The following is a 22,280-nucleotide window of genomic DNA, read 5'->3' as shown; positions in this document are numbered from 1 at the left end:
ACGAACAATAAAATTGTTCCCTTTTAGCGTTGAACGGTCCATAATTCCGTGCTACACTCATGGCAACAACGGGAAAAGGAGATTACCGATGACGAAGGTAGCAGTGGTGATGGGCTCGACTTCAGATTGGCCCACAATGCAGTTAGCAACACAACAGTTAACGGAACTAGGTATTGCCTATGATAGCAAGGTTATTTCGGCTCACCGGATGCCGGACACCTTGGCAAAATTTGGTCGTTCTGCCCGGGCCGCGGGGTACGCAGTCATTATTGCTGGTGCGGGTGGTGCCGCGCATTTACCGGGGATGTTGGCTGCCAACACCACGTTGCCGGTGGTGGGCGTGCCCATCAAAACACGAACATTAAACGGAATGGATTCGTTGCTGTCGATTGTGCAGATGCCGGGTGGCGTCCCGGTCGGTACGATGGCAATTGGCGCAGCGGGAGCCACCAATGCGGCCCTTTTTGCGGCAGCCATCCTGGCGGTCACTGACCGCCAGGTAGCCGGGCGTCTGGAGGCTTTTCGCACCGCGCAGACGCAGCGTGCCACGGAAAGTGAGGCCACCATTGATGAATAAGCCGATTTTGCCGCCGGCCACCATTGGCATCGTGGGCGGGGGTCAGTTAGGCCGGATGCTGGCACTTGCGGCCCGCGCGATGGGATATCGGGTCGGCACGTTGGAGCCCACACCGGATTCGCCCACCAGCCAGGTGGCTGATTTCCAGATCACGGCCCCGTATGATGATCAGGACGCCTTGATGACCTTGGCCCAGCGGAGCGACGTGCTGACCTATGAATTTGAAAATGTGGATTTAACGGCTTTGACCCGCGCCGCTAGCGTGGCCGCCCTGCCCCAGGGTACGGAGTTACTAGCCATCACCAGGGACCGGTTGCGGGAAAAGTCGTTTTTGCGGGACGTCGTTGGGGTGCCAGTCACCGACTTTGCCAGTGTACCGGATCCAGACGCTTTGCCTGCGGCCGTTACGCGGGTGGGTTACCCCGCGATTTTAAAGACAACTACTGGCGGGTACGACGGGCACGGACAGCAGGACGTGAATGGTCCCGACGACCTCCCCGCAGCGCGCCGGTTGGCGGCGCAGGGTCCGTGCATTTTGGAACGGCGTTGTCAGTTTGAGCGGGAGTTGTCGCTGATGGTGACCCGCGACGGTCGCGACTACGTACGCACCTTTCCGGTCGTCGAAAATCGGCACGCACAACATATTTTGCACACCACGATTGCGCCTGCTCCTAACTTACCAGCAGCGGTTCATGCGCAGATCGACCGGCTGGCGGCGCGTATCGCGGTGGGGCTTGATCTGCGCGGCGTCCTGGGCATCGAACTATTTGCGACTGCGAACGGCGTGCTGGTCAACGAACTGGCACCGCGACCACACAATTCGGGTCATTACAGCATCGAAGCGTGCAACGTGTCGCAGTTTGCGGCGCACATCCTGAGTATTTGTGGGTTACCCATTCCGCCGGTCCGGCTGGTAGAGCGCGCGGTCATGCGCAATTTGCTGGGCGATGATCTGCTGGCAGCCCGGGCGCAGTGGCCAGCCCACCCAGAGTGGCACGTGCATGATTACGGCAAAGCCGCGATCCGACACGGGCGCAAAATGGGGCACCTCACCGTGACCGCACCATTAACCGATGAACAAACGCACTTGTTGGCACAGGTCAAGTTAGGAGGCCAGTAACGTGAAACAGGACGTTAAGCAAGGAGTTTTACTGTATGCCGGGAAGGCTAAGCAAGTCTTTAGTACGGATGACCCGGAGTTATTGTGGGTGTACTACCTGGACCAGGCAACGGCCCTCAACGGTAAGAAGAAGGTGGCAATTGACGGCAAAGGCACGTTAAACCTGCATATTTCGGGCTTGCTATTTAAGGAGCTGGCGGCAACTGGGTTCCCCACGCACTTTGTGACCGACATGGATAACCAAAACATGTTGGTGCGGCGGGCCAAGATGATTCCACTCGAGGTGGTGGTACGCAACCGCGCTTCCGGCCACTTTGTGAGTCGGTTTAACGTGACGCCATTACGGGTGCTCGATCCCGCCATTCATGAGTTTTACTACAAATCCGACGCATTAGACGATCCGTTCATGAACGATGAACAGATTGTCGCTTTAGGGATTGCCCCTCGCGCAACACTGGACACGTTACGGACCATGGCGGATCAGGTCAACACCTGGCTGACCGCGCGGTGGGCCCGTGCCGGAATCGAGTTGGTAGATTTTAAGCTTGAATTTGGCCGGCTCGCTGATGGCACGTTGGTGCTCGCTGACGAACTGTCGCCGGATAACATGCGGTTAATTGACGCTCAAACCCATGCATCGTTGGATAAGGACGTTTTTCGTCAGGATGAAGGGCCACTGGTGCCGGTCTACGCGGAGGTGTTACGGCGTTTACAAGCGACTCAACAGGAGGTGCACCATGTATAAGGCCAAGATCTTTGTCAATTACAAGCCGTCCGTTTTGGATCCCCAAGCCCAGGCAATCCATAAAGCTTTAGTCCGTTTGGGTGATGACAACGTAGCGACGGTGATGATGGGTAAGTACTTCGAGTTGACCCTGACCGCCACTGATGTTGACGCAGCCACTGCACAGGTGGACCGCATTTGTGACCGCCTGTTGGCCAATGTCAGCATGGAAACCTACCATTTCACGGTGACTCCAGTTGGGGAGGCCACAGTATGAAGGCGGCGGTACTAAGCTTTCCGGGTTCGAATTGTGATCAGGACTTATTGTGGGCGACGCGCCTAGTAGCTGGGGCGACTGCCGAACTCGTACCGGCAAGTGCCAGGACGCTGACTGGCTTTGACGTCGTCATGATTCCGGGTGGCTTTTCCTACGGTGACTATCTCTGCAGTGGGGCCATTGCCAGCTTGGCACCCATTATGGCGGCGGTGCAACGGTTCGCTGCGGCCGGTGGGTACATTATTGGCATTTGCAACGGGTTTCAGATATTGACGGCGGCAGGGTTATTGCCCGGAGCCTTACAAAGCAACGCCCAGTTGGACTTTGTGTGTGCACCGGCCCCCCTGACCGTGGTGAATAACAGCACCGCGTTTACCAACGCGTACGCCGACGGGGCCCAGATCACCTTGCCCATTGCTCATGGTGAGGGTAACTACTACGCGGATGCGGATACGCTTGCGTCGCTGGAGCGGCACCACCAGGTGGTTTTCCGGTACCAACACAATCCGAATGGGAGTGCGCATGATATTGCCGGCATTACCAACCGTGCTGGTAACGTGCTGGGCATGATGCCCCACCCGGAACGTGCCGTGGAGGCCATTTTGGGCGGTACTGACGGGTTGGGTGTGTTTACCTCGTTATTGACAGCAACGAAGGAGGCAGCTTATGCGGGTCGTTGAATTAACTCCAGAAGCAGTCCGGCAGCAACAACCCTACCTGGACTGGGGACTCACTGAGGATGAATACCAGCGAATGGTATCTAAGCTGGGCCGGTTGCCTAGTTTCACCGAAGTGGGCCTGGCATCAGGAATGTGGAGTGAACACTGCGCCTATAAGTACAGCAAGCCGGTCTTGCGCCAATTTTGGACGCACAACGACCGGGTGTTAATGGGCCCCGGTGAGGGTGCTGGGGTCATCGACATTGGTGAGGGCAAGGCGGTGGTGTTCAAGGCCGAAAGTCACAATCATCCTAGCGCGGTGGAGCCGTACGAGGGTGCAGCGACCGGGGTCGGGGGGATTATTCGGGACATCTTTTCCATTGGCGCAGAACCGGTGGCCATTTTGGATTCCTTGAGCTTTGGCGAACTGAATGACGCGCATGTACGGCACCTGGTGGACCGGGTTGTGGCTGGTATCGGCGGTTATGGCAACGCCATCGGGATTCCCACGGTCGGTGGGGAGACGAATTTCGACGCTACCTACGCCCAGAATCCGCTGGTGAACGCAATGTGTGTCGGGGTGATGGACCGCGACGCTATTCAGCGGGGCCGGGCGGCCGGGGTTGGCAACGCCATTATCTATGTAGGAGCGAAAACTGGTCGGGATGGTATTAACGGGGCCAGCTTTGCCTCCGCCGAATTTAGCGCCGCGGGTGACGCTGACTGCGCGGCAGTGCAGGTCGGTGACCCGTTTATGGAAAAGCTGTTGACGGACGCTTGCTTGGAGGTCTCCCGCGCACACCGGGCGGTACTAGTGGGCATCCAGGACATGGGGGCGGCCGGGTTGGTCAGTTCCAGTGTGGAGATGGCGGACAAAGCAGGTGCGGGCATGCGCCTCGACCTCGACCGGGTACCGCAGCGTGAACCGGGGATGACACCCTACGAAATTATGTTGTCGGAGTCCCAGGAACGCATGTTGCTGTGTGTTCAGGCGGGGGCTGAACAAGAAGTAATGGACGTCTTTACCCAGAACGGGTTGGATGCCGTGGCCATTGGCCGCGTCACGGCCGGGCACCAGTACCAGTTGGTGCAGCACGGACAGGTGGTTTGCGACGTGCCGGTAAGTTTGTTGACCGACGACGCACCCATCTACCATCAGGTGGGGGTACGGCCGGCCCGTCTCGCTAAACCGGCCAGTGATTTTACGCCCACGGTCACCGATATACGGGCCACCTGGTTAGCGCTGATGGCCCAACCCACGGTCGCTAGTAAGCGCAGCCTGTACCAGCGGTATGACGCCCAGGTCAAAACGAACACGATGGTGCTCCCCGGTGGTGATGCTGGCGTTATTCGCGTCCGCGGCACCCACCGGGCGCTAGCACTGACGACCGATAGCAATGGCCGGTACCTTTACCTGGACCCAGAACGGGGTGGAGCCATGGTGGTCGCGGAGGCGGCTCGTAACTTGGTTGCCACCGGGGCAGAGCCATTAGGGGTGACTGACTGCCTGAATTATGGGGACCCGACGAACCCTGAACACTTTTACGAACTAGCCGCATCGGCGAAGGGCATTGTGGCCGCCACCAAGGCGCTGAACACGCCGGTCGTTTCCGGTAACGTGTCGCTGTACAACGAGACCGATGGAGCGGCGATTTACCCAACGCCAATGATTGGAATGGTGGGGCTGATCAGGCACCTAACCGACGTTACCCCCAACTACTTTCGGGAACCGGGTGAGGTGCTGTACCTGGTGGGGACCACTGGCACGGACTTTAACGGAACGGAATTGCAAAAGATGCTGACCGGTGGCGTGCGGGGGCGGTTGTTTGGTTTAGATTTAGCGACCGAGCAACGGCGCCAGCAAGTCGTCTTAGCCGCAATTCGTCAGGGTTTAGTGACAGCCGCCCATGACCTGAGTGTTGGTGGCCTGGCTGCGGGGTTAGCCGAGATGACCTTTACTCGGGGCATCGGGGCGACGGTCAATTATGCTGTGCCGAATAGCCTGTGGTTTGCCGAGACGCCCAGCCGGTTTTTGGTCACGGTCGCCCCAGACCAAATTGCGGCGTTTGAGCAATTACTTGGTGAAGAGGCCTGTTATTTGGGTACCACCACCGCGGCGAACACACTCGCAGTCACCACGCAGGATGAAACGATCGACATACCGGTAGCAGAGTTGCAAATACAGTACGAGGAGGCGATTCCGTGTCTGATGAAATAAAAGGGTTAAACGAAGAGTGCGGCCTGTTTGGCGTCTGGGATGATGACCATGCCGCCGATATCACTTACCTGGGGCTACACATATTGCAGCATCGGGGCCAAGAAGGTGCCGGCATCGTGGGTCTGACCGACGCGGGGATGGTGCGTCATCGCGGCCTGGGGTTACTGGCCGAAGTGTTCACCAAACCCCAGCAGTTAGCTAGCCTTCGCGGCCGTGCCGCCCTGGGACACGTGCGTTATTCGACGGCCGGTGGGCGCGTTTTGGAGAATATTCAACCCTTACTGTTCCGGTTTACCACCACGGGGGACGTGGCGTTGGCTCACAATGGCAACCTCACCAACGCCCGTTCCCTGCGCGCCCAGCTGGAAGAAGGAGGCGCCATTTTCCAGTCGTCGTCGGATACGGAAGTGTTAATGCACCTGATTCGCCGTAGTCATCAGACCACCTTTGTGGCGCAACTCAAAGATGCGTTGAACCAGGTCCACGGCGGCTTTGCCTTTATGTTGTTAACGGAGCACGGTTTATATGCTGCTAGTGATCCCAACGGGTTTCGACCGCTGGTGGTGGGCACCCTACCTGACGGTGGCACGGTCATTTGCAGTGAGACCGCGGCGCTCAACGCGGTGGGGGCAACCTTCGTCCAGGACGTGGCTCCAGGTGGGCTAGTCATCGTGGATCAGAGTGGCGTCCGTTTTGACCACTACACGACGCACACGCAGCTGGCTGTGTGCTCCATGGAGTACATCTACTTTGCCCGGCCCGATTCCGAGATTCATGGGGTCAACGTGCACCAGGCGCGGGTGCGCATGGGCCGGCGCTTGGCGCAAGAACAACCGGTGGCGGCCGACATCGTGTGCGGAGTTCCCAACTCGTCGCTTTCTGCGGCCATGGGTTACGCGCAGGAGTCCGGCATTCCCTACGAAATGGGGCTAGTCAAAAGTCAGTACGTGGCCCGGACCTTCATCCAGCCGACCCAGGCGTTGCGCGAACGCAGTGTCCGAATGAAGCTGAGCGCGATTCGTCCAGTTGTCGCTGGCAAACGCGTCGTACTGGTGGATGACTCACTAGTGCGCGGCACCACGGCCCGCCAAATCGTTAAGTTGCTGCGGGACGCGGGGGCCAAGTCAATTCATCTGCGTATTAGTAGCCCACCGTTGCGGTTCCCGTGTTTCTACGGTATTGATATCCAGTCGACCCACGAACTCATGGCGGCCAATCACAGTGTGGCGGCCATGCGCACGCTGTTAGGCGTGGATTCATTAGCCTTTTTATCGGTCGCGGGGTTGGAGCAAAGTGTGAATTTAACCAGTACGGCCCCACACCACGGGCTGTGCGTGGCGTACTTTACGGGGGAATACCCCACGCCATTAGACGATTATGATGCGACGTTGCGGTCAGAATTGGCCCAGTTATACATTAACGTGGGGGAGGTCAGCGCATGACGGATGCATATCGTGAAGCGGGTGTAGATATTGCAGCTGGTGCCGCAGCGGTGCGCCAGTTTGGTCCACTTGCCGCCAGGACCCATAATGAGCACGTATTGTCCCGTTTGGGTGGCTTTGCAGCCGCCTATTCGTTACCGGACGTCGCCCACCCAACGCTACTAGCAGCGACGGATGGAGTCGGCACCAAAGTCCTGTTGGCGCAAGCGGCTGGGACGGTTGACGGGTTGGGCGTGGACCTGGTCGCCATGGTGGCCAATGATCTGTTGGCGGATGGCGCCCAACCCCAGTTTTTCCTGGACTACATGGCGGTGGGGCACCTCGAGCCCGCTCTGGCAACTAAGCTGGTAGCGGGTATTGCGGATGGCTGTCGGCAGGCGGGCATGGCGCTCATTGGTGGCGAAACGGCCGAAATGCCCGATATGTATGAACATGGTCACTTTGATCTCGCGGGGTTCGGCGTCGGTATTGCTGACCAAAGGCGGTTACTGCCGCAAGGTGTGGCCGCAGGTGACCTGCTAGTCGGTTTCCCCAGTAGTGGCGTGCACGCTAACGGCTTTTCGTTGGTGCGGCAACTATTACGGCGGACGGATCTGGGTAACGCACGCCTTTCGGACGGCCGGAGCATGACCACGGCGTTGCTGATGCCGACCCGCATCTATGTGTCTTCCTTGCTACCGCTGGTCCAAGGAGGATTGATCCACGGGTTGGCGCACATCACGGGCGGCGGGTGGACCGAAAACGTGCCCCGCATGTTGCCGGCCACCCTGACCGCCAGCGTGGATCCCCAAGCGTGGCGCTGGCCGGAGCTGTTCCAGCGGTTACAAGCCGCTGGTCAGCTAGACGTGGCGGAAATGCGGCGGACCTTTAACCTCGGTATGGGGATGGTGGCCGCCATTGACCCGGTAACGTGGCCAGCGGTGGTGGCTGCTTGCCCCACCGCGGTGCGGGTCGGTCGCGTTGTCACGCGGGGCCAGCAGGCACCTATTGTGTGGCAGGAGGCGGCACATGAGTAAATCAATTGCCATTTTTGCTTCTGGCACCGGCTCGAACTTTCAGGCCCTGGTCAACGCATTTGCCGGCCGCACCGATATCGTTATCCGTGCACTGGTGTGTGACCATGCCGATGCGCCGGTGGTGGCCAAAGCCACTCGGGCGCAAATACCAGTGATTGTGGTTGACTACCGCACGGCGGGCAGCAAGACTACGGCGGAACGCCGTATTTTGGCCCAACTACCCCCAATCGATCTGATCGTACTGGCAGGATACATGCGCATTTTAGGGCCCACGCTTTTGAACGCGTACCCGCAACGTATCATTAATTTGCACCCGGCGTTGTTGCCTAGTTTTCCCGGCCGCACCGGCATCGAAGACGCGTGGCACTACGGCGTGAAGGTGACCGGGGTCACTGTCCACTACGTTGACGCCGGCGTAGATTCTGGGCAGATCATTGCCCAGGTGCCGGTACCAATTACTACCGGGATGAGTCTTGAGGATTTAACCGCCCAAATTCACCGGGTGGAGCACCAATTGTTGCCAGCAACCGTGCGTCAGTTAGTTCAAGGAGGAACAATCTAAGATGAAGCGTGCATTACTCAGTGTGTCCAATAAGCAGGGGCTAGAGACATTCGCTCAGGGACTAGTGGACCGTGGTTTTGAAATTGTGGCGACTGGTGGTACGGAACAACAATTAGTTGCTGCGGGTATCGCGGTGACCAGTGTGGCTACGGTGACGGGGTTCCCCGAAATGCTCGGGGGCCGCGTGAAGACCTTACACCCGCGTATCCATGCGGGCATTTTAGCCCGGCGTGACCAGCTGGACGACATGGCCGCTTTGGCTAACGCGGAGATTACTCCGATTGATGTGGTGTGCGTGAACTTGTACCCGTTTGCGGCGACCATTCAGCGGGCAGGAATCACGCGGACTGAGGCCATCGAACAGATCGATATCGGCGGGCCTTCAGCGTTACGCGCGGCCGCGAAGAACGCCGATAGCGTATGGGCGGTGGTTGATCCGGCCGACTACCCCAAGGTTTTAGCTGGTTTGGATCAAGATGATCAGGCCATGCGTCGTGAACTGGCGGCCAAGGTGTTCCGCACCACCGCTGCGTATGATGCCCAAATTGCCGCCTACCTGACAACCGCTGAGTTCCCGGACACCTATACGCCGACGTACGTGAAGCGTCAAACGATGCGCTACGGAGAAAACAGTCACCAAGCGGCGGCATTCTATGCCGAACCGTATCCTGATCCCCACAGTATTGCGGCGGCGCACCAGCTACACGGAAAGGAATTATCGTTTAACAACCTCAAAGACGCGGATGCGGCACTGCAAACGATCAACGAATTCAGCCAACCAACCGTGGTCGCAATGAAGCACATGAATCCGTGTGGGATTGGCCAGGGTGCAACCATCGAAGCGGCGTGGGATAAAGCCTTTGCGGCTGACAGTACCTCCATCTTTGGCGGTATTATTGCACTCAACCGCAACGTAGATTTGGCCACCGCCACCAAAATGCACGCGTTATTCCTCGAAATTGTCATGGCACCAAGTTATGATGATGACGCCCTCGCCATTCTGGCCCAAAAGAAGAACCTCCGCATTCTCACCATCCAGCTAGCGGACCACGCACAACCAGCACCACGGATGATGGAAACCGTCTCGGTGAGTGGTGGTGTGCTGGTGCAGGAGGCCGACCACCGGGTGGAGACGGCGGCCGACCTGACCGTGGTGACCGATTTGGCGCCGACTCCCGCGCAGGTACAGGCCCTGCTGTTCGCGCAAATTGTCGTCAAACACGTTAAGAGCAATGCCATCGTGGTGGCCAAAGACGGCCAAACCCTCGGTATCGGCGCCGGGCAAATGAATCGTATCGGGTCGGCTGAAATTGCCTTGACCGCCGCGCAAACGCACAGCAACTTTGCCGGCGCGGTGCTAGCTAGCGACGCCTTCTTCCCGATGGGTGACACGGTGGAATACGCCGCACAACACGGCATTCGGGCAATCATCCAACCTGGTGGTAGTATTCGCGACCAGGAGTCGATCGACAAGGCCAACGAGTACGGCATCGCAATGGTCACGACTGGCGTGCGGCACTTCCGGCACTAATAGGGGAGGCAAAGATGGTGCAAAACGTATTGGTCATTGGTAGTGGTGCGCGGGAAAGCGCATTAGGGGTGGCGTTCAAGCGCTCACCGCGAGTCGAGCACGTCTACGTGGCCCCTGGTAATGAGGGCATGCAGTTGCGCGGATTGGAACCAGTTGCGCTTGACGTGCTTGATTTTGCGGGCCTGGTAGCTTTTGCCCGGAAACATGTGGACCTGACGTTCGTAGGACCCGAGGTACCCTTAGTCGCAGGCATCGTGGATTACTTTACCGCCGCACACCTGCGTATCTTTGGTCCCCACCAAGCGTTGGCCCAACTCGAGGGTAGCAAGGCCTTTGCTAAGGACTTTATGGCCCGGCATGGGATCCCGACGGCACGGGCTGTGCTGGTGCATGACGCGGATGCTGCGCGAGCCCAGGTACGGACGATGGGGGTGCCCGTGGTGCTCAAGGCGGACGGGTTGGCAGCCGGTAAGGGCGTGCAGATTGTCACCACCACGGCGGCCGCCGACCAAGCGATTGCGCTGGTCTACCAGCAGCAGGTGGATGCGCCCCTACTGGTGGAGGAATACCTCCGCGGTGAGGAAGCCTCCGTCATGACCCTCTTTGCCGGCCAGCACTGGGTGATGTTGCCGTTGTCGCAGGACCATAAGCGGCGGTTTAACGGTGATACGGGTCCCAACACTGGTGGCATGGGCGCCATTAGTCCGGCACCCCAATTCGATGCTACCGCGGTGCAGCAAGCGCAGAACATCGTGACACGCACCATTAACGGTATTCACGCTGAGGGGCTCGATGGCTGTGGGGTGCTGTATACCGGGTTGATGTTTACCGCGGCGGGACCGCGGGTGCTAGAATACAATATGCGGTTGGGGGACCCCGAAACGCAGGTGTTGTTGCCGCAGTTGACCGACGACTTTTTCAGCGTGATTATGCAGTTGTTGGACGGGCAACAACCACGGCTGCACCTCGATGGTCGGACCTATTGCGGGGTGGTGCTCGTGCACCCGGGATACCCGGCAACCAGTCAGCCACCCGTAGCCGTAATGACGCCACTGGTCGCCTCTTTGAATCACTGGTTGCCCGCGGCGGTGCGTCAGGTTAATGGACAGTGGCAAAGTAGTGGCGGTCGGGTCGTCACCGTGGTGGGTAGTGGTGCTGATGCCCGTGCCGCGGTGCGGGCGACCTATCAGCTCGTGGCGCCGTGGGCGGACGCACTAGCGTACCGCGAGGATATTGGTGTTCACGCGCTGCAATGAGGGCTAGTGCGATAACAAGGCCATCAAGGGCAATGGTGTGATTAAACGCAAACGGGACGCGGAATTTAATTTCCGCGTCCCGTTTACTATTGTGTTCACTTTAAGCCTAATCGACATCGAAGAAACGAATGAACCAACGCCACCACGTCTGGTGCCTGTGGTCGTAGCGCTGGACCCGACTAGCCGCAAACTTGTCCGTATCATCCATGTGTTAATGGTTCCCCCAAAACGCTGGCTAATGTCCCAGCGGTATTTATTCACAACTACTATTGTAACCCGTTCATGGGGTGTCCGACCAGTCGGCGGACGGATGAATTAGCGGCCAGACCGGGTGCACGTCCCGTCAATGCTAATCTATCAAGTATGGTTACGTAATCGTTAAATTTTTTGGGGCCATTGCGGACAGATTTTATGCCCGGCTGGCCACTTCATCCTTGGCCGGATCCACTTCGGCGTAGTGGTCGTGGATGAAGCGGGCGGAACGAGCGAGTTTTTCTTGTTCCAATTCGGTGAGGTGGAAATCGGCTCGCGCCAGGATACCGTCACGCCCAATGATCACCGGCGTGGATAGGTAGCAACCGAAGTCTTCATGCCAGTTAGAGACGGCCAGTTCGGTGTGTGCGTCTTCCAGAATGGTGCGGGCCAGTCGGGTCGCGGCGGCGGCAATAGCGTAGTTGGTGTACCGCTTGCCCTTGAAGACCGTGAAACCACCAATGCGGGAATCCTGGTCGATGGCATCCAGGTCGAGGTGCTTACTGTCCACCAGTTCCGTGATGGGGTGGCCCAGTACGCGGACTGTGGACCAAGCGGTGAATTGGGAGTTGCCGTGTTCCCCCAGGTTATAACCAGTCACGGAACGGGGATCAAGGTCCAAAGCGTGACCAACGGCCCGGCGCATCCGCGCGGAATCCAGCATGGTCCCCGTACCCATAACGTGGTTGTGCGGCAGACCCGTAATTTGTTGATAAATAGTGGTCATAATGTCACACGGGTTAGAAATACAAATGATCTTGCCGTAGAAGCCCACCCGCTTAAGGTTGTGGGCTACCGCTTTTACCTGGGTGGACGTGTAGTTTAGTTCCGCAAAACGGTCGGGGTTGGTGGCCGACTGCAGGTCAATCTTCCCCACCGCGGAGATGACGATTTCGGCATCCGCAACTGCGTCGTAATCATTCGCAACCACGTTGGTGTGGTGGGTCAAGTTAGCCATCGCATCGGCAAAGTCGAGCGCATCCGCATTGGACTTGGCGGTCCGCTCGTCGATGATGACCAGGTCGTCGGCCAGACCAGTGGCCACGATCTGGTGGGCGACAGCGCCACCAACATTACCCATACCAATTATTGCAATCTTTCTCGTCATAATATGTATCCACCTTCGTCGTTGAATTGATTAACGATTAAAATAATGGCATTAAAATGTGAAAAAATCAAGAAAATAGCAATAATTAACTAAAAATAATTGTCTTCGGCGGTGTTAACAAAAAAAGAGGCCATGACCAATAGTGTGGTCACAGCCTCCTGCGCGTTACGTAACGTTGTTTGTGGTGGTTTATGCTTTGACGGGCATTACCTGTTCAAAGTGTTCCTTAATGCAGTCAGCCGAGTGCTCCAGCTTGGCCTGCTCGTCAGGCGTGAGTTGCCACTGGGTTTGTTGCTCCACCCCGTCGGCACCCACGATGACCGGGAAGGATAGGTAGCACCGCAAATCTTCACGCCAGTTGGAGACGGGTAGCATCGTCCGGGCGCCGCGTAGAATCGTGTCCGCAAGACGGTTAGCTGCCGCCGCGATGCCGAAGCTCGTGTAACCTTTTCCGGCAAAGACGTCAAAGGCGTCCATGCTGGAATGATGTTCGACCGAATCGAGGTCCAACGCAACCTCGTCCTTAATGGCGGTGATTGGACGCCCCAGCACGCTCACGGTGGACCAGGCGGTAAACTGGGAGTTGCCGTGCTCGCCGAGGTTGTAGCCACTGACGGAACGGGGGTCAACGCGGAAAGCTTGCCCAACCGCGCGGCGCATGCGCGCAGAATCGAGCATCGTCCCCGTACCCATGACGTGGTTAGCCGGTAAGCCGGTTACTTCCTGGTAGATCATGGTCATGACGTCACACGGGTTGGAGATGCAAATAATTTGACCGTGAAAACCCACGGCACGCAGGTGTTCGGCCACGACTTTGACCTGGGTGGACGTGTAGTTTAGTTCAGCAAAGCGATCCGGGTGGTCGAGGGTAATTAGGTTGATTTTGCCGACGGCCGAAATAACGATGTCAGCGTCAGCCACGGCGTCCCAGTCGTTCATCACGATGTCCGTGTGGCGGGTCAGGTTAGCGGCCGCGTCGAGAAAGTCGTGGTAGTCAGCCGTCAGTTTCTTGACGTCTTTGTCAATGAGTACCAACTGGTCGGTCAAACCTTCGGTGACGATTTGGTGGGCGACGGCTTCACCAACGTGACCCACACCAATAACTGCTATTTTACGAGGCACAATATTACTCCCTTACATGATGTATTTAGGTCGCTGATGTTGCTGCGACGCTAGTGGAACGTGTTTCCACCATCCAGTGTAGTGTAGGCACGTTGTCGTGCCAAATTATTATGACGCCGCGATTAAATCATGGGGAAGGGGAAGTAACAAAGACCTCATTTTTGGTGTGAGTCGGGGAATGCTGGCAAAAAAGACCGCTATCCAGTCTGGACAGCGGTCTAGTTGCGTCTGAGTTGGTGAACATCAATCGTTGGGTAGCCGCACGTCATCAGTCGCAATGAGGTGCCACCCGTCGATAAAGCCCCATTTTAACACTACGGACACGATGACTGGGATGATGACGAATGCCAGCAACACGCGTAGTCCCACAAGCTGGCCATGTGATTGTTGCAGAGCAGTCAGGGGTCCAATCAGACCCGAGAAGCCGAAGCCGGCGGAGAACGGCGTCCCGCTCATCCCCAACCAGCTGGCCGCACCACCACACAGGCCCGACCCCATAATCACCGGAATGAACAACCGGGGACGCCGGAGCATGTTGGCCATCTGAATTTTGGGTGAGCCGAGAAAGTGCGCCAGTGTGCCCCCAAGTGGGTTCACGGTGGCACCGAACCAAGCTAAGACAAAGCTGGTGACCACGATACCGGCGTTGGCAGCCCCAGAACCGGTCCCCGTGAGGCTGATCGCGGTGGCAATACCCACCGAGGACAACGGGCTGACGATCAAGATACCGAAGATGATGCCGAGAACTATCCCCATCAGAATTGGGGTGAGGTGAGTGGCGTTAGCGACGAGTTGACCCACGAATGTTTGGACCGCCGTCATGGCGGGGAGTGTCATGAGGCCGATGCCACCGCCGACAATCAAAATGAGGGTCGGTTCCACCACCATTTTGAGCTGGCCTAGGTGCTGGTGAATCAGGACTACTACGCCCGCACTAATGAAGGTCGTCAGCATAATGTTGAGGATGGAACCAGTACCGTTAAGGGCAAAGCCGGTCTTGGTCGTCGTCAGGGCCCCAGAAGCAACGAACGTGGCTAAAGCAATACAAGCCGCATCCAGGGTACCGAGGCGTAACATGTGGCCGACCGCCATGGCCGCGAATACGCCGAGTAGTGACTGCACGACGGTCACCATCATGGTGATAGCACTGGCAATGTGGTTACCAGGAAAGAGTCCCAGTATTTGGCTAGTCAAAGCCGCAGGGATAAGTGCGAGAACGACGCCCAGGCTGCTGCCGTTGAGTACGTCGAGGGTAAATGCCTTGATGCCGGGACGGGATGGTGCGGTGCGTGTATTCATAAAGATTCTCCTTGTTCAGCGTGGTGGAAGTACAGTGTAGTGGCACGCTTATGCGCGTCGCCACAGGATTAGATAGCGTTTTTGGGGGTATCGCCGCGCAAAATTGCCAGGACGTCATCGAGTGCGATATCGACCATGTTTTGAACCGCAATGTTGGTGTAAAAACCGATGTGGGGGGTCAAAATGACGTTGTCCATAGCGTTAAGCGCCTTGATCTGGGGACTTGCGTCCAGACCGACCTTGCTTAAATCACGGGTGAAGACCGCCGCTTCGCCCTCAACGGTGTCGAGGGCGGCCATGGCGATTTCGTGGTGCTGTAGCGCGTCAATCAGGGCCTGCGTGTCCACGACGGGGCCGCGGCTGGCGTTGACTAGTCCGGCGGTGGGCTGCATGATTTTGAAGTCCTCAGCGCCGATGAGTTTGGTCGAAGTGGGGTTCAGGTCAACGTGGAGTGAGACCACATCGGCGCGAGCCAACAGGTCGGCCTTCGTGGTGTACGTCACCACGTCGCGCAACTCATCACGTTCCTGGACGTCGTAGGCCAGGACGGTGGCGCCCAGCGCGTGTAGGAGGCGTGCCAGGGTGCCACCAATACGCCCCGCACCGATGATACCGATGGTGGTGGAGTGGATTTCTTTAGCCTGCAGACCGTTAAAGTCAAAGTTGTTGTGGCGCACGCGGGCGTCAATCAAGGGACTTTGCCGTAGAATTCGGAAAATGGACATCAAGGCGTGCTCAGCCACGCTGCGTGGCGAGTATGCCGGCACGTTGGTGACCGTTAAGCCCGCAGCTTTGGCCGCGTCGAGGTTAATGGTGTCCACGCCGGCCGTCCGGGTGGTCAGTTGGTGGATGCCATAGCTAGCCAGTTGGGCATACACGGCATCATCACCAATGGGCCCCCGTTGCTGGATCACGATGCCGTCGTAGCCCTGGGCTAACTGGACGGTATCGGCGTGTAGGACCACGTTGTTCGTATCAATGGTGACGTTGTGCGCGGCGGCGTACGCCTTGATGGCTGGTTGCTCGTCGTCACGGACGCTATACATTAAAATTTTAGTCATCAGTGGGCCTCCTTAGGCGTGGTGTGCCGCCCGGTACTGGTCAACGTAAGTTTGTAACCGGCGCATGGCCTCGGTGAGGTTGGCCATTGAAGCAGCGTAACTGAGCCGGATGTGACCCTCACCGCCGGGACCGAAGCCGCCCCCGGGGATGACGGCCACGGCGCTGGTGCGAACTAAATCGTAACAGAACTTGGTGTCGTCTTGAATCAGGTCATCAGGAATCTTGGCAAAGACGTAGAACGCCCCGTTGGGATTAGGAATGCCGAAGCCCATCGCCTGCATTTTTTTGACGACAAAATCGCGCCGTTTGAGGTACTCAGCCTTCATGGCCAAAGTGTCTTGCCGTCCGGCTTCCGTGCTGAGGGCTTCGTAAGCCCCAGCCATGGCGGGATTGGATGCTGACGTCACGTTGAAGGCGTGGGCGAGGCTGACACGGCGCATGAGTTCCGCGGGGCCGGCGATGAAGCCGATCCGCCAGCCAGTCATGGCGTGAGACTTGGACACCCCGTTGATGAGCAACGTCTGTTCGGGTAGGGCCTTGGCAAAACTGTAGTGGGTCCCCTCATAGGTCAGTTCAGAGTAAATTTCATCCGAGATGACGGCGATGTCGGTATCGCGCAGGACGTCTGCCAGGGCTGTGACTTGGGCCTCGTTGTAGGTGACGCCGGTGGGATTAGACGGGAAGTTCAGCAGGACGACTTTGAGGTGATCACACTTGGCGATGCCTGCTCGGAGCTGCTCAGGGGTAAAAACAAAGCCGGTGCTGCTAGTATCTACGTACACGGGTTCGGCACCATTAATACGCACCAGTTGGTCGTACAGGGAGAAGGTTGGACTCGGCATCAACACCTGGTCACCCGGGTTGAGCAGGGTGTCCAACGCGGCGTGGAGACCCTCAGTGGCGCCGACGGTAATGGCCACTTCGGTGTTCGGATCGTAGGTCAAGTCGTAGCGGTCCTGGAGAAAGTCGGCCGCCGCCTGGCGTAGCTTGGGCCAACCGTTGGAGGGTCCATAGTGCGATTCGTCGTTGTTGATGGAGGCGATGGCGGCCTGCTTGACGTGTTCGGGCACGTTAAAGTCGGGTTCCCCGAGTGATAGTTTGATCACGTGCAGGATTTTGCTGGCTTCGGCGTCGAAAACCCGGATGGGGTTGGCCCCAAGGCCGTCGTAGGTGTGGTCAAGGTTCTGAAGCAAACTTGGTTTAGTTGTGGGCATGATATAACTTCCTTTCTGAATGCCTATGTAGTGGCAGATGAGGACGAGTTTTGGGGAAACAAACGGGGTTGTGGGCGGCTGCAGGGCTAGGGAGTGGCTGCTGAGCACGGGTACGGTGCGGCGATACGGCGGTGTGGGTGGTTGGTTACCTGTCCCGGCCTAACTGCCGAGTGGAAGCGGACTACCGTCTCTCGGGTTAGCTAACGTGAGCCCTCCGAGTGGAGAGGGGTAGTTACTCGGCGCAAAAAAAGAACCACCCAGCACTTCGCTCGACGCGAAACATCTGGTGTGGTTCTGTAGTTGACCTAATAAAACTGGCTGACCACCGGCACACGCAGATGCTTTATTCCATCCGCGTGCCACGCTCAATAGCCCTTGGCCCCCGGATGATTACCCGAAACGCCAAAAGGCAAAACTGCGTGTAACTGTGGTCAATGTTTGTTTCATTGGGAAAACTCCTCTCGTCTTCTATGGCAATGATGTTATAGCAATGTGAGAAACGTGTCAATAGCATTTGACGACAATGTTAAAACAAATTGAGCTTAAGCGCGCGTCAACGCCTTTTTCACACCCGTCCGTTCGTAATCCGTCAGGGTCGTAGCCATCGCGTTGTAGATGCGTTCTGCTTCTTCCTTGTTGCCACGCAGTTCGAACAGACCGATCAGGGGGCTGTTGTACCGGTTAGCGTAGTGCTTAGCCGTCAAGCCAAACTGGGCGTTAAAGTTACGGTTACCACTGCCAACGATGCCAATAAGGTTGTCGGTGTTTCCGTCATCCAACTCGTCGCGCAGGTCAACCGTTAGCGTTTCCTCATACCCCGTGTGCATACCGTCACCACCGTCGAGGTAGGTTGGGACCATCACAAAGTAAGGACCCGCGTCCAATACCCGCTCGTCGAATTGTTCCGTATATTCGTAGAAGTTGATGGCGCGTGCATCCGGATCGGCTGCTTGGGCCTGGGCTGCGTACTGCGTCAACAGCTTGGTGAATGCGCGCGTGTTGCCGCTAATGCTGATAAATACTACGTTGATTGGCGCTGCCATTAACGATCACCTTTTTTCTCATTTTTCTGTGCGTCTGCGTCCAAACCGATGAGGTAGTCATCGTCGTTCATGGCTTCGACTTGGCCCAACAGGTAGCCGTTACCAACCTGGGAGAAGAAGTCGTGATTAGAGGTTGTGGTGTTGATCCCGTTCATAATGACGGGGTTAACGTCACTGGCCGTGGTGTCAAAGATGGGCTCCTTACCGAGGTTCATCAAGGCTTTGTTCGCGTTGTACTGCACGAACGTCATGACTTCGTCCGTCCAGCCAACCTGGTCGTAAACGAGCTTGGCGTAGTTCGTCTCATTTTCAAAGAGGCTGTACAACAAGTCGTAAGCCCAGTCATCCTGGGCCTGCTTTTCGGCGTCGGTCAACTGGTCGTAAGTTACCTGGTACTTGTAACCAATGTAAGTGCCATGTACGGATTCGTCACGCAAAATCAGCTTGATGATTTCGGCCACGTTGTTCAACTTATTGTTGCCTAAGTAGTACAATGGTGTGTAGAAACCACTATAGAAGAGGCAGGTTTCCAGGAAGACGTTGGCGACCTTTTTGTGCAGGTGATCCGGATCGTTACGGTAAATATCCACGATGGTCTTAGCCTTAGCCTGGAGGAAGTCCTCAGTGTCGGACCACTGGAAAATCTCGTCAATTTCGTCAGGCGTGTTCAACGTCGAGAAAATGGTGGAGTAACTCTTAGCGTGCACTGACTCCATGAACTGGATGTTGTTCAAAACGGCGGTTTCGTGTGGGGTCACGACATTCTGGCGCAACGCCTGCATGCCGTCTTGTGATTGCACCGTGTCCAACAGGGTCAGGCCGCCGAAGACGTGGCCCACGACCCACTGGTGGTCGGTATCCAACTCGCGCCAGTCGTCCATGTCGTTAGATACGGGGATGCGGGTGTCCAACCAGAACTGTTCGGTCAGTTTTTCCCACGTCGCCTTGTCAATGGCGTCGTTGACCCGGTCCCAATTCACCGCCTTGTAATCATCAACACCCGCGAACTTCTTTACTAAATCAGTCAAATGAAGAACCTCCTTGCGGTTTTACCGCTAAATTACGGTGGCACGGCGATTGTATGTACGGATACTAGTACCACCGGTGGTATGCCTTAGATTAGCACACAATATATGGTGTGTAAACGCGCTTTTTTGGGGGTAATATATGCTATATATGGTGCAAGTGAAATGCCGCCAAAAAAGTTTTGGACGTATTAATGCGATGATACGGGCACTTTCACGAAATTACACAACACAAGATGTGGTGTTGTGGTTGACCAAGCACACTATATTGGGTATCATAATGGCATACTTACGAAATCAAAGGACTGATGGATATGCGCAACGTTACTTTATTTACCAAAAATGGTTGCCCACGGTGCCGCATGACGAAGCGGTTTCTGGACGAGCACAACATTAATTATACCGAACACAACATCAACGAGGAACCTGAATACGTGAACTACCTTAAGAATCAGGGCTTCAAGATGACGCCGGTACTCGAAGCGGACGGAATGGAAGCCATCACCGGTTTCCGTCCGGATGTGTTGAAGCAGTTGGCTGTCTAAAGGCGGCCAGCTGTTTTTTATTTCCCGTCACACGGTACGAAAGTAGGTACAATATGTCACTTAAATCAATTTCACCTGAGCAGGTTTCATATTACAAACTAAATAACGAAATTAACATTCCCGTTAACGGGCAGATCCCGCTTAACAAGGATAAGGAAGCACTGGTAGCTTTTTTGGCCGAGAACGTGGAGCCCAACACTAAGCGCTTTGGTTCACTGGCTGAGCGGTTGGACTACCTCGTGGATCACGATTATTACGAGGCGGCGTTTCTCGACAAGTATAGTGCGGGATTTAAAGAAAACTTGTACCAATACTTAAAGGATCAACACTTTCAGTTTAAGTCCTTCATGGCCGCTTACAAGTACTACGCCCAGTACGCGCTCAAGACCAACGATGGTGAGTACTACCTGGAGGACTTCAAGGACCGGGTGTTTGCCAACGCGCTGTACTTTGCGGACGGTAACGAGGCCTTAGCCCACGACCTCGCGGAGGAAATGATTCACCAGCGGTACCAGCCGGCGACCCCATCCTTCTTAAACGCGGGGCGTGCTCGCCGTGGTGAGCTGGTCTCCTGTTTCTTATTGCAGGTGACTGACGATATGAATTCCATCGGTCGTGCCATTAACTCCGCTTTGGAGCTGTCCCGCATCGGTGGTGGCGTGGGTCTGACGCTCTCCAACCTGCGTGAAGCCGGGGCACCCATCAAGGGCATTGAGGGTGCTGCTAGTGGGGTCTTGCCCGTCATGAAGCTGCTGGAAGATTCCTTCTCGTATTCCAACCAGTTGGGTCAACGTCAGGGTGCCGGTGTGGTTTACCTTAACGTGTTCCATCCCGACATCATCAACTTTTTAGGGGCCAAGAAGGAAAATGCCGACGAAAAGTACCGCGTGAAGACCCTGAGCTTAGGTGTGATCGTGCCAGACAAGTTCTATGAACTGGTGCGTGACAACGCGGACATGTACCTGTTCTCGCCATACTCGGTGGAACGCGAGTACGGCAAGCCGTTTTCTTACGTGGATATTACCAAGGAATACGACGCGTTGGTTGCTAATCCGAAAATCAAGAAGTACAAGATCAAGGCGCGGAACCTGGAAAACGAAATTTCGCGGTTGCAACAAGAATCCGGTTACCCGTACATTATGAACGTGGATACCGCCAACAAGGCTAACCCAATTGACGGCAAGATCATCATGAGTAATCTGTGCTCGGAAATCATGCAGGTCCAGGAACCCTCCAAGATCAACAACCAGCAAGGTTACGATGTGTTGGGTACGGACGTCTCCTGCAACCTGGGTTCCACAAACATTCCCAACCTGATGAAGACCAAGCACTTTGGCCGGGCGGTCGAGGCCATGGTACGCGCATTGACCTTTGTGTCTGATGAAAGCAACATTGACGTGGTGCCGTCCGTACAGCACGGCAATCACCGCGCACACTCGATTGGACTCGGCGCGATGGGGTTGCACACGTTCTTTGCCCTCAACCACATGGAATATGGTTCGCCTGAGTCCATTGAGTTTACTAGTGTCTACTTCCTGTGCTTGAACTACTACACGTTGGTAGCGTCCAATAAAATTGCTCGGGAACGTGGCGAATCGTTCTACCACTTTGATCGGAGCAAGTACGCCGATGGTTCTTACTTTGACCGCTACATCAACGATGATTGGCAACCGCACAACCCGCAGGTACAGGCGCTCTTCAAGGATATCCACATTCCGACGGTGGCTGATTGGCGGCAGTTGCGTGCCGACGTCATGCGGTACGGTTTGTACAACCAGAACCGGATGGCAGTAGCACCCAACGGTTCAATTAGTTACATCAACGACACCAGTTCATCATTGCACCCGATCATTAACCGGATCGAGGACCGCCAGGAAAAGACGATTGGGAAAATCTTCTATCCGGCTGCCGGTTTGTCCAACGACACGTTGCCGTACTACAAGAGTGCATACGACACCGATATGCGTAAGGTGATCGACGTGTACGCGGCGGCACAGCAACACGTGGATCAGTCGTTGTCGTTAACGTTGTTCATGCGGAGCACGATTCCGGAAGGGCTGTATCCGTGGAAGAAGGGGCGGACCAACAAGATGACCACGCGGGATCTCAACATTCTGCGGAACTACGCCCACTATAAGGGGATCAAGTCGATCTACTACATCCGGACATTTACGGATGATGAACAGGAAGTCGGTAGTAATGATTGTGAAAGTTGTGTGATTTAACGT

Annotated in this window: 20 protein-coding genes; 13 read left to right on the top strand and 7 right to left on the bottom strand. The window is 56.3% G+C overall.

Annotated features, from left to right (window positions below):
- Window positions 1–88 precede the first annotated feature (88 nt).
- The 11 genes from purE to purD are packed head-to-tail and all read left to right on the top strand — an operon-like array spanning window position 89 to window position 11,382.
- A complete protein-coding gene (purE, locus tag FD19_RS03270; RefSeq protein ID WP_056969106.1) occupies window positions 89–577 on the top strand; it encodes a 5-(carboxyamino)imidazole ribonucleotide mutase in 489 nt (162 codons plus the stop codon).
- A complete protein-coding gene (purK, locus tag FD19_RS03265; protein WP_054751002.1) occupies window positions 570–1,697 on the top strand; it encodes a 5-(carboxyamino)imidazole ribonucleotide synthase in 1,128 nt (375 codons plus the stop codon). Before purE ends, purK begins: the two co-directional genes overlap by 8 nt.
- A gap of 1 nt (window position 1,698) precedes the next feature.
- Window positions 1,699–2,442: a phosphoribosylaminoimidazolesuccinocarboxamide synthase gene (locus tag FD19_RS03260; protein ID WP_054751003.1), complete on the top strand. Its 744-nt coding sequence runs from the start codon at window positions 1,699–1,701 to the stop codon at window positions 2,440–2,442.
- On the top strand, window positions 2,435–2,698 hold the full coding sequence (purS, locus tag FD19_RS03255; protein ID WP_054751004.1) for a phosphoribosylformylglycinamidine synthase subunit PurS: 264 nt from the start codon (window positions 2,435–2,437) through the stop codon (window positions 2,696–2,698). Before FD19_RS03260 ends, purS begins: the two co-directional genes overlap by 8 nt.
- Window positions 2,695–3,378 carry a phosphoribosylformylglycinamidine synthase subunit PurQ gene (gene purQ, locus FD19_RS03250; protein ID WP_056969105.1) on the top strand — a complete coding sequence of 228 codons (684 nt, stop codon included), beginning with the start codon at window positions 2,695–2,697 and terminating at the stop codon, window positions 3,376–3,378. Before purS ends, purQ begins: the two co-directional genes overlap by 4 nt.
- Entirely contained in the window at window positions 3,365–5,575 is a 2,211-nt protein-coding gene (purL, locus tag FD19_RS03245; RefSeq protein WP_056969104.1) for a phosphoribosylformylglycinamidine synthase subunit PurL, read from the top strand. Before purQ ends, purL begins: the two co-directional genes overlap by 14 nt.
- Window positions 5,560–7,017, top strand: a complete 1,458-nt coding sequence (gene purF, locus FD19_RS03240) for an amidophosphoribosyltransferase (protein WP_054751005.1) — start codon at window positions 5,560–5,562, stop codon at window positions 7,015–7,017. Before purL ends, purF begins: the two co-directional genes overlap by 16 nt.
- Window positions 7,014–8,033, top strand: coding sequence for a phosphoribosylformylglycinamidine cyclo-ligase (purM, locus tag FD19_RS03235; RefSeq protein ID WP_054751006.1), 1,020 nt, complete (start codon window positions 7,014–7,016; stop codon window positions 8,031–8,033). Before purF ends, purM begins: the two co-directional genes overlap by 4 nt.
- Entirely contained in the window at window positions 8,026–8,595 is a 570-nt protein-coding gene (gene purN, locus FD19_RS03230) for a phosphoribosylglycinamide formyltransferase (protein WP_054751007.1), read from the top strand. The genes purM and purN overlap by 8 nt, the downstream gene beginning before the upstream one ends.
- Before the next feature lies 1 nt (window position 8,596).
- Entirely contained in the window at window positions 8,597–10,126 is a 1,530-nt protein-coding gene (purH, locus tag FD19_RS03225) for a bifunctional phosphoribosylaminoimidazolecarboxamide formyltransferase/IMP cyclohydrolase (protein ID WP_054751008.1), read from the top strand.
- A 17-nt stretch (window positions 10,127–10,143) separates the two neighbouring features.
- A complete protein-coding gene (gene purD / locus FD19_RS03220; RefSeq protein ID WP_054751009.1) occupies window positions 10,144–11,382 on the top strand; it encodes a phosphoribosylamine--glycine ligase in 1,239 nt (412 codons plus the stop codon).
- 409 nt (window positions 11,383–11,791) lie between these two features.
- Here purD and FD19_RS03215 read toward each other — a convergent pair whose 3' ends face one another.
- The 7 genes from FD19_RS03215 to nrdF all read right to left on the bottom strand — a co-directional run bounded on the left by FD19_RS03215 (window position 11,792) and on the right by nrdF (window position 19,510).
- On the bottom strand, window positions 11,792–12,742 hold the full coding sequence (locus FD19_RS03215; RefSeq protein ID WP_056969103.1) for a lactate/malate family dehydrogenase: 951 nt from the start codon (window positions 12,740–12,742) through the stop codon (window positions 11,792–11,794).
- Between the two features lie 189 nt (window positions 12,743–12,931).
- Window positions 12,932–13,864 carry an L-lactate dehydrogenase gene (locus tag FD19_RS03210; protein WP_054749642.1) on the bottom strand — a complete coding sequence of 311 codons (933 nt, stop codon included), beginning with the start codon at window positions 13,862–13,864 and terminating at the stop codon, window positions 12,932–12,934.
- A gap of 243 nt (window positions 13,865–14,107) precedes the next feature.
- Window positions 14,108–15,163 (bottom strand): PTS sugar transporter subunit IIC, encoded by a 1,056-nt coding sequence (locus FD19_RS03205; RefSeq protein ID WP_056969102.1) that lies wholly within the window; start codon window positions 15,161–15,163, stop codon window positions 14,108–14,110.
- Between the two features lie 68 nt (window positions 15,164–15,231).
- Entirely contained in the window at window positions 15,232–16,224 is a 993-nt protein-coding gene (locus FD19_RS03200; protein ID WP_054749640.1) for a D-2-hydroxyacid dehydrogenase, read from the bottom strand.
- A gap of 12 nt (window positions 16,225–16,236) precedes the next feature.
- A complete protein-coding gene (locus FD19_RS03195) occupies window positions 16,237–17,439 on the bottom strand; it encodes an aminotransferase class I/II-fold pyridoxal phosphate-dependent enzyme (protein WP_056969101.1) in 1,203 nt (400 codons plus the stop codon).
- 542 nt (window positions 17,440–17,981) lie between these two features.
- A complete protein-coding gene (locus FD19_RS03190) occupies window positions 17,982–18,482 on the bottom strand; it encodes a class Ib ribonucleoside-diphosphate reductase assembly flavoprotein NrdI (RefSeq protein ID WP_054749637.1) in 501 nt (166 codons plus the stop codon).
- On the bottom strand, window positions 18,482–19,510 hold the full coding sequence (gene nrdF, locus FD19_RS03185; protein WP_056969100.1) for a class 1b ribonucleoside-diphosphate reductase subunit beta: 1,029 nt from the start codon (window positions 19,508–19,510) through the stop codon (window positions 18,482–18,484). The genes FD19_RS03190 and nrdF overlap by 1 nt, the downstream gene beginning before the upstream one ends.
- A 311-nt stretch (window positions 19,511–19,821) precedes the next feature.
- Here nrdF and nrdH point away from each other — a divergent pair, with 311 nt between their 5' ends.
- Window positions 19,822–20,052: a glutaredoxin-like protein NrdH gene (nrdH, locus tag FD19_RS03180; protein WP_054749633.1), complete on the top strand. Its 231-nt coding sequence runs from the start codon at window positions 19,822–19,824 to the stop codon at window positions 20,050–20,052.
- Between the two features lie 53 nt (window positions 20,053–20,105).
- On the top strand, window positions 20,106–22,277 hold the full coding sequence (nrdE, locus tag FD19_RS03175; RefSeq protein WP_056969099.1) for a class 1b ribonucleoside-diphosphate reductase subunit alpha: 2,172 nt from the start codon (window positions 20,106–20,108) through the stop codon (window positions 22,275–22,277).
- Window positions 22,278–22,280: the final 3 nt, after the last annotated feature.

Origin of the sequence: Lacticaseibacillus thailandensis DSM 22698 = JCM 13996, from assembly GCF_001436135.1 — a bacterium.
In the GTDB taxonomy this organism is placed as follows: Bacteria; Bacillota; Bacilli; order Lactobacillales; family Lactobacillaceae; genus Lacticaseibacillus; species Lacticaseibacillus thailandensis.
The sequence above is the reverse complement of the archived record's forward strand: the minus strand, read 5'-3'. Positions and strand labels throughout refer to the sequence as shown.

Bases quoted from the DNA above. Each gene is read 5' to 3' on its own strand.
- purM (WP_054751006.1), top strand. From the start codon at position 7,014: ATGACGGATGCATATCGTGAAGCGGGTGTAGATATTGCAGCTGGTGCC.
- purE (WP_056969106.1), top strand. From the start codon at position 89: ATGACGAAGGTAGCAGTGGTGATGGGCTCGACTTCAGATTGGCCCACA.
- purQ (WP_056969105.1), top strand. From the start codon at position 2,695: ATGAAGGCGGCGGTACTAAGCTTTCCGGGTTCGAATTGTGATCAGGAC.
- FD19_RS03195 (WP_056969101.1), bottom strand. From the start codon at position 17,439: ATGCCCACAACTAAACCAAGTTTGCTTCAGAACCTTGACCACACCTAC.
- purN (WP_054751007.1), top strand. From the start codon at position 8,026: ATGAGTAAATCAATTGCCATTTTTGCTTCTGGCACCGGCTCGAACTTT.
- purK (WP_054751002.1), top strand. From the start codon at position 570: ATGAATAAGCCGATTTTGCCGCCGGCCACCATTGGCATCGTGGGCGGG.
- FD19_RS03190 (WP_054749637.1), bottom strand. From the start codon at position 18,482: ATGGCAGCGCCAATCAACGTAGTATTTATCAGCATTAGCGGCAACACG.
- purH (WP_054751008.1), top strand. From the start codon at position 8,597: ATGAAGCGTGCATTACTCAGTGTGTCCAATAAGCAGGGGCTAGAGACA.
- FD19_RS03200 (WP_054749640.1), bottom strand. From the start codon at position 16,224: ATGACTAAAATTTTAATGTATAGCGTCCGTGACGACGAGCAACCAGCC.
- nrdH (WP_054749633.1), top strand. From the start codon at position 19,822: ATGCGCAACGTTACTTTATTTACCAAAAATGGTTGCCCACGGTGCCGC.
- purL (WP_056969104.1), top strand. From the start codon at position 3,365: ATGCGGGTCGTTGAATTAACTCCAGAAGCAGTCCGGCAGCAACAACCC.
- FD19_RS03205 (WP_056969102.1), bottom strand. From the start codon at position 15,163: ATGAATACACGCACCGCACCATCCCGTCCCGGCATCAAGGCATTTACC.
- nrdE (WP_056969099.1), top strand. From the start codon at position 20,106: ATGTCACTTAAATCAATTTCACCTGAGCAGGTTTCATATTACAAACTA.
- FD19_RS03215 (WP_056969103.1), bottom strand. From the start codon at position 12,742: ATGACGAGAAAGATTGCAATAATTGGTATGGGTAATGTTGGTGGCGCT.
- purS (WP_054751004.1), top strand. From the start codon at position 2,435: ATGTATAAGGCCAAGATCTTTGTCAATTACAAGCCGTCCGTTTTGGAT.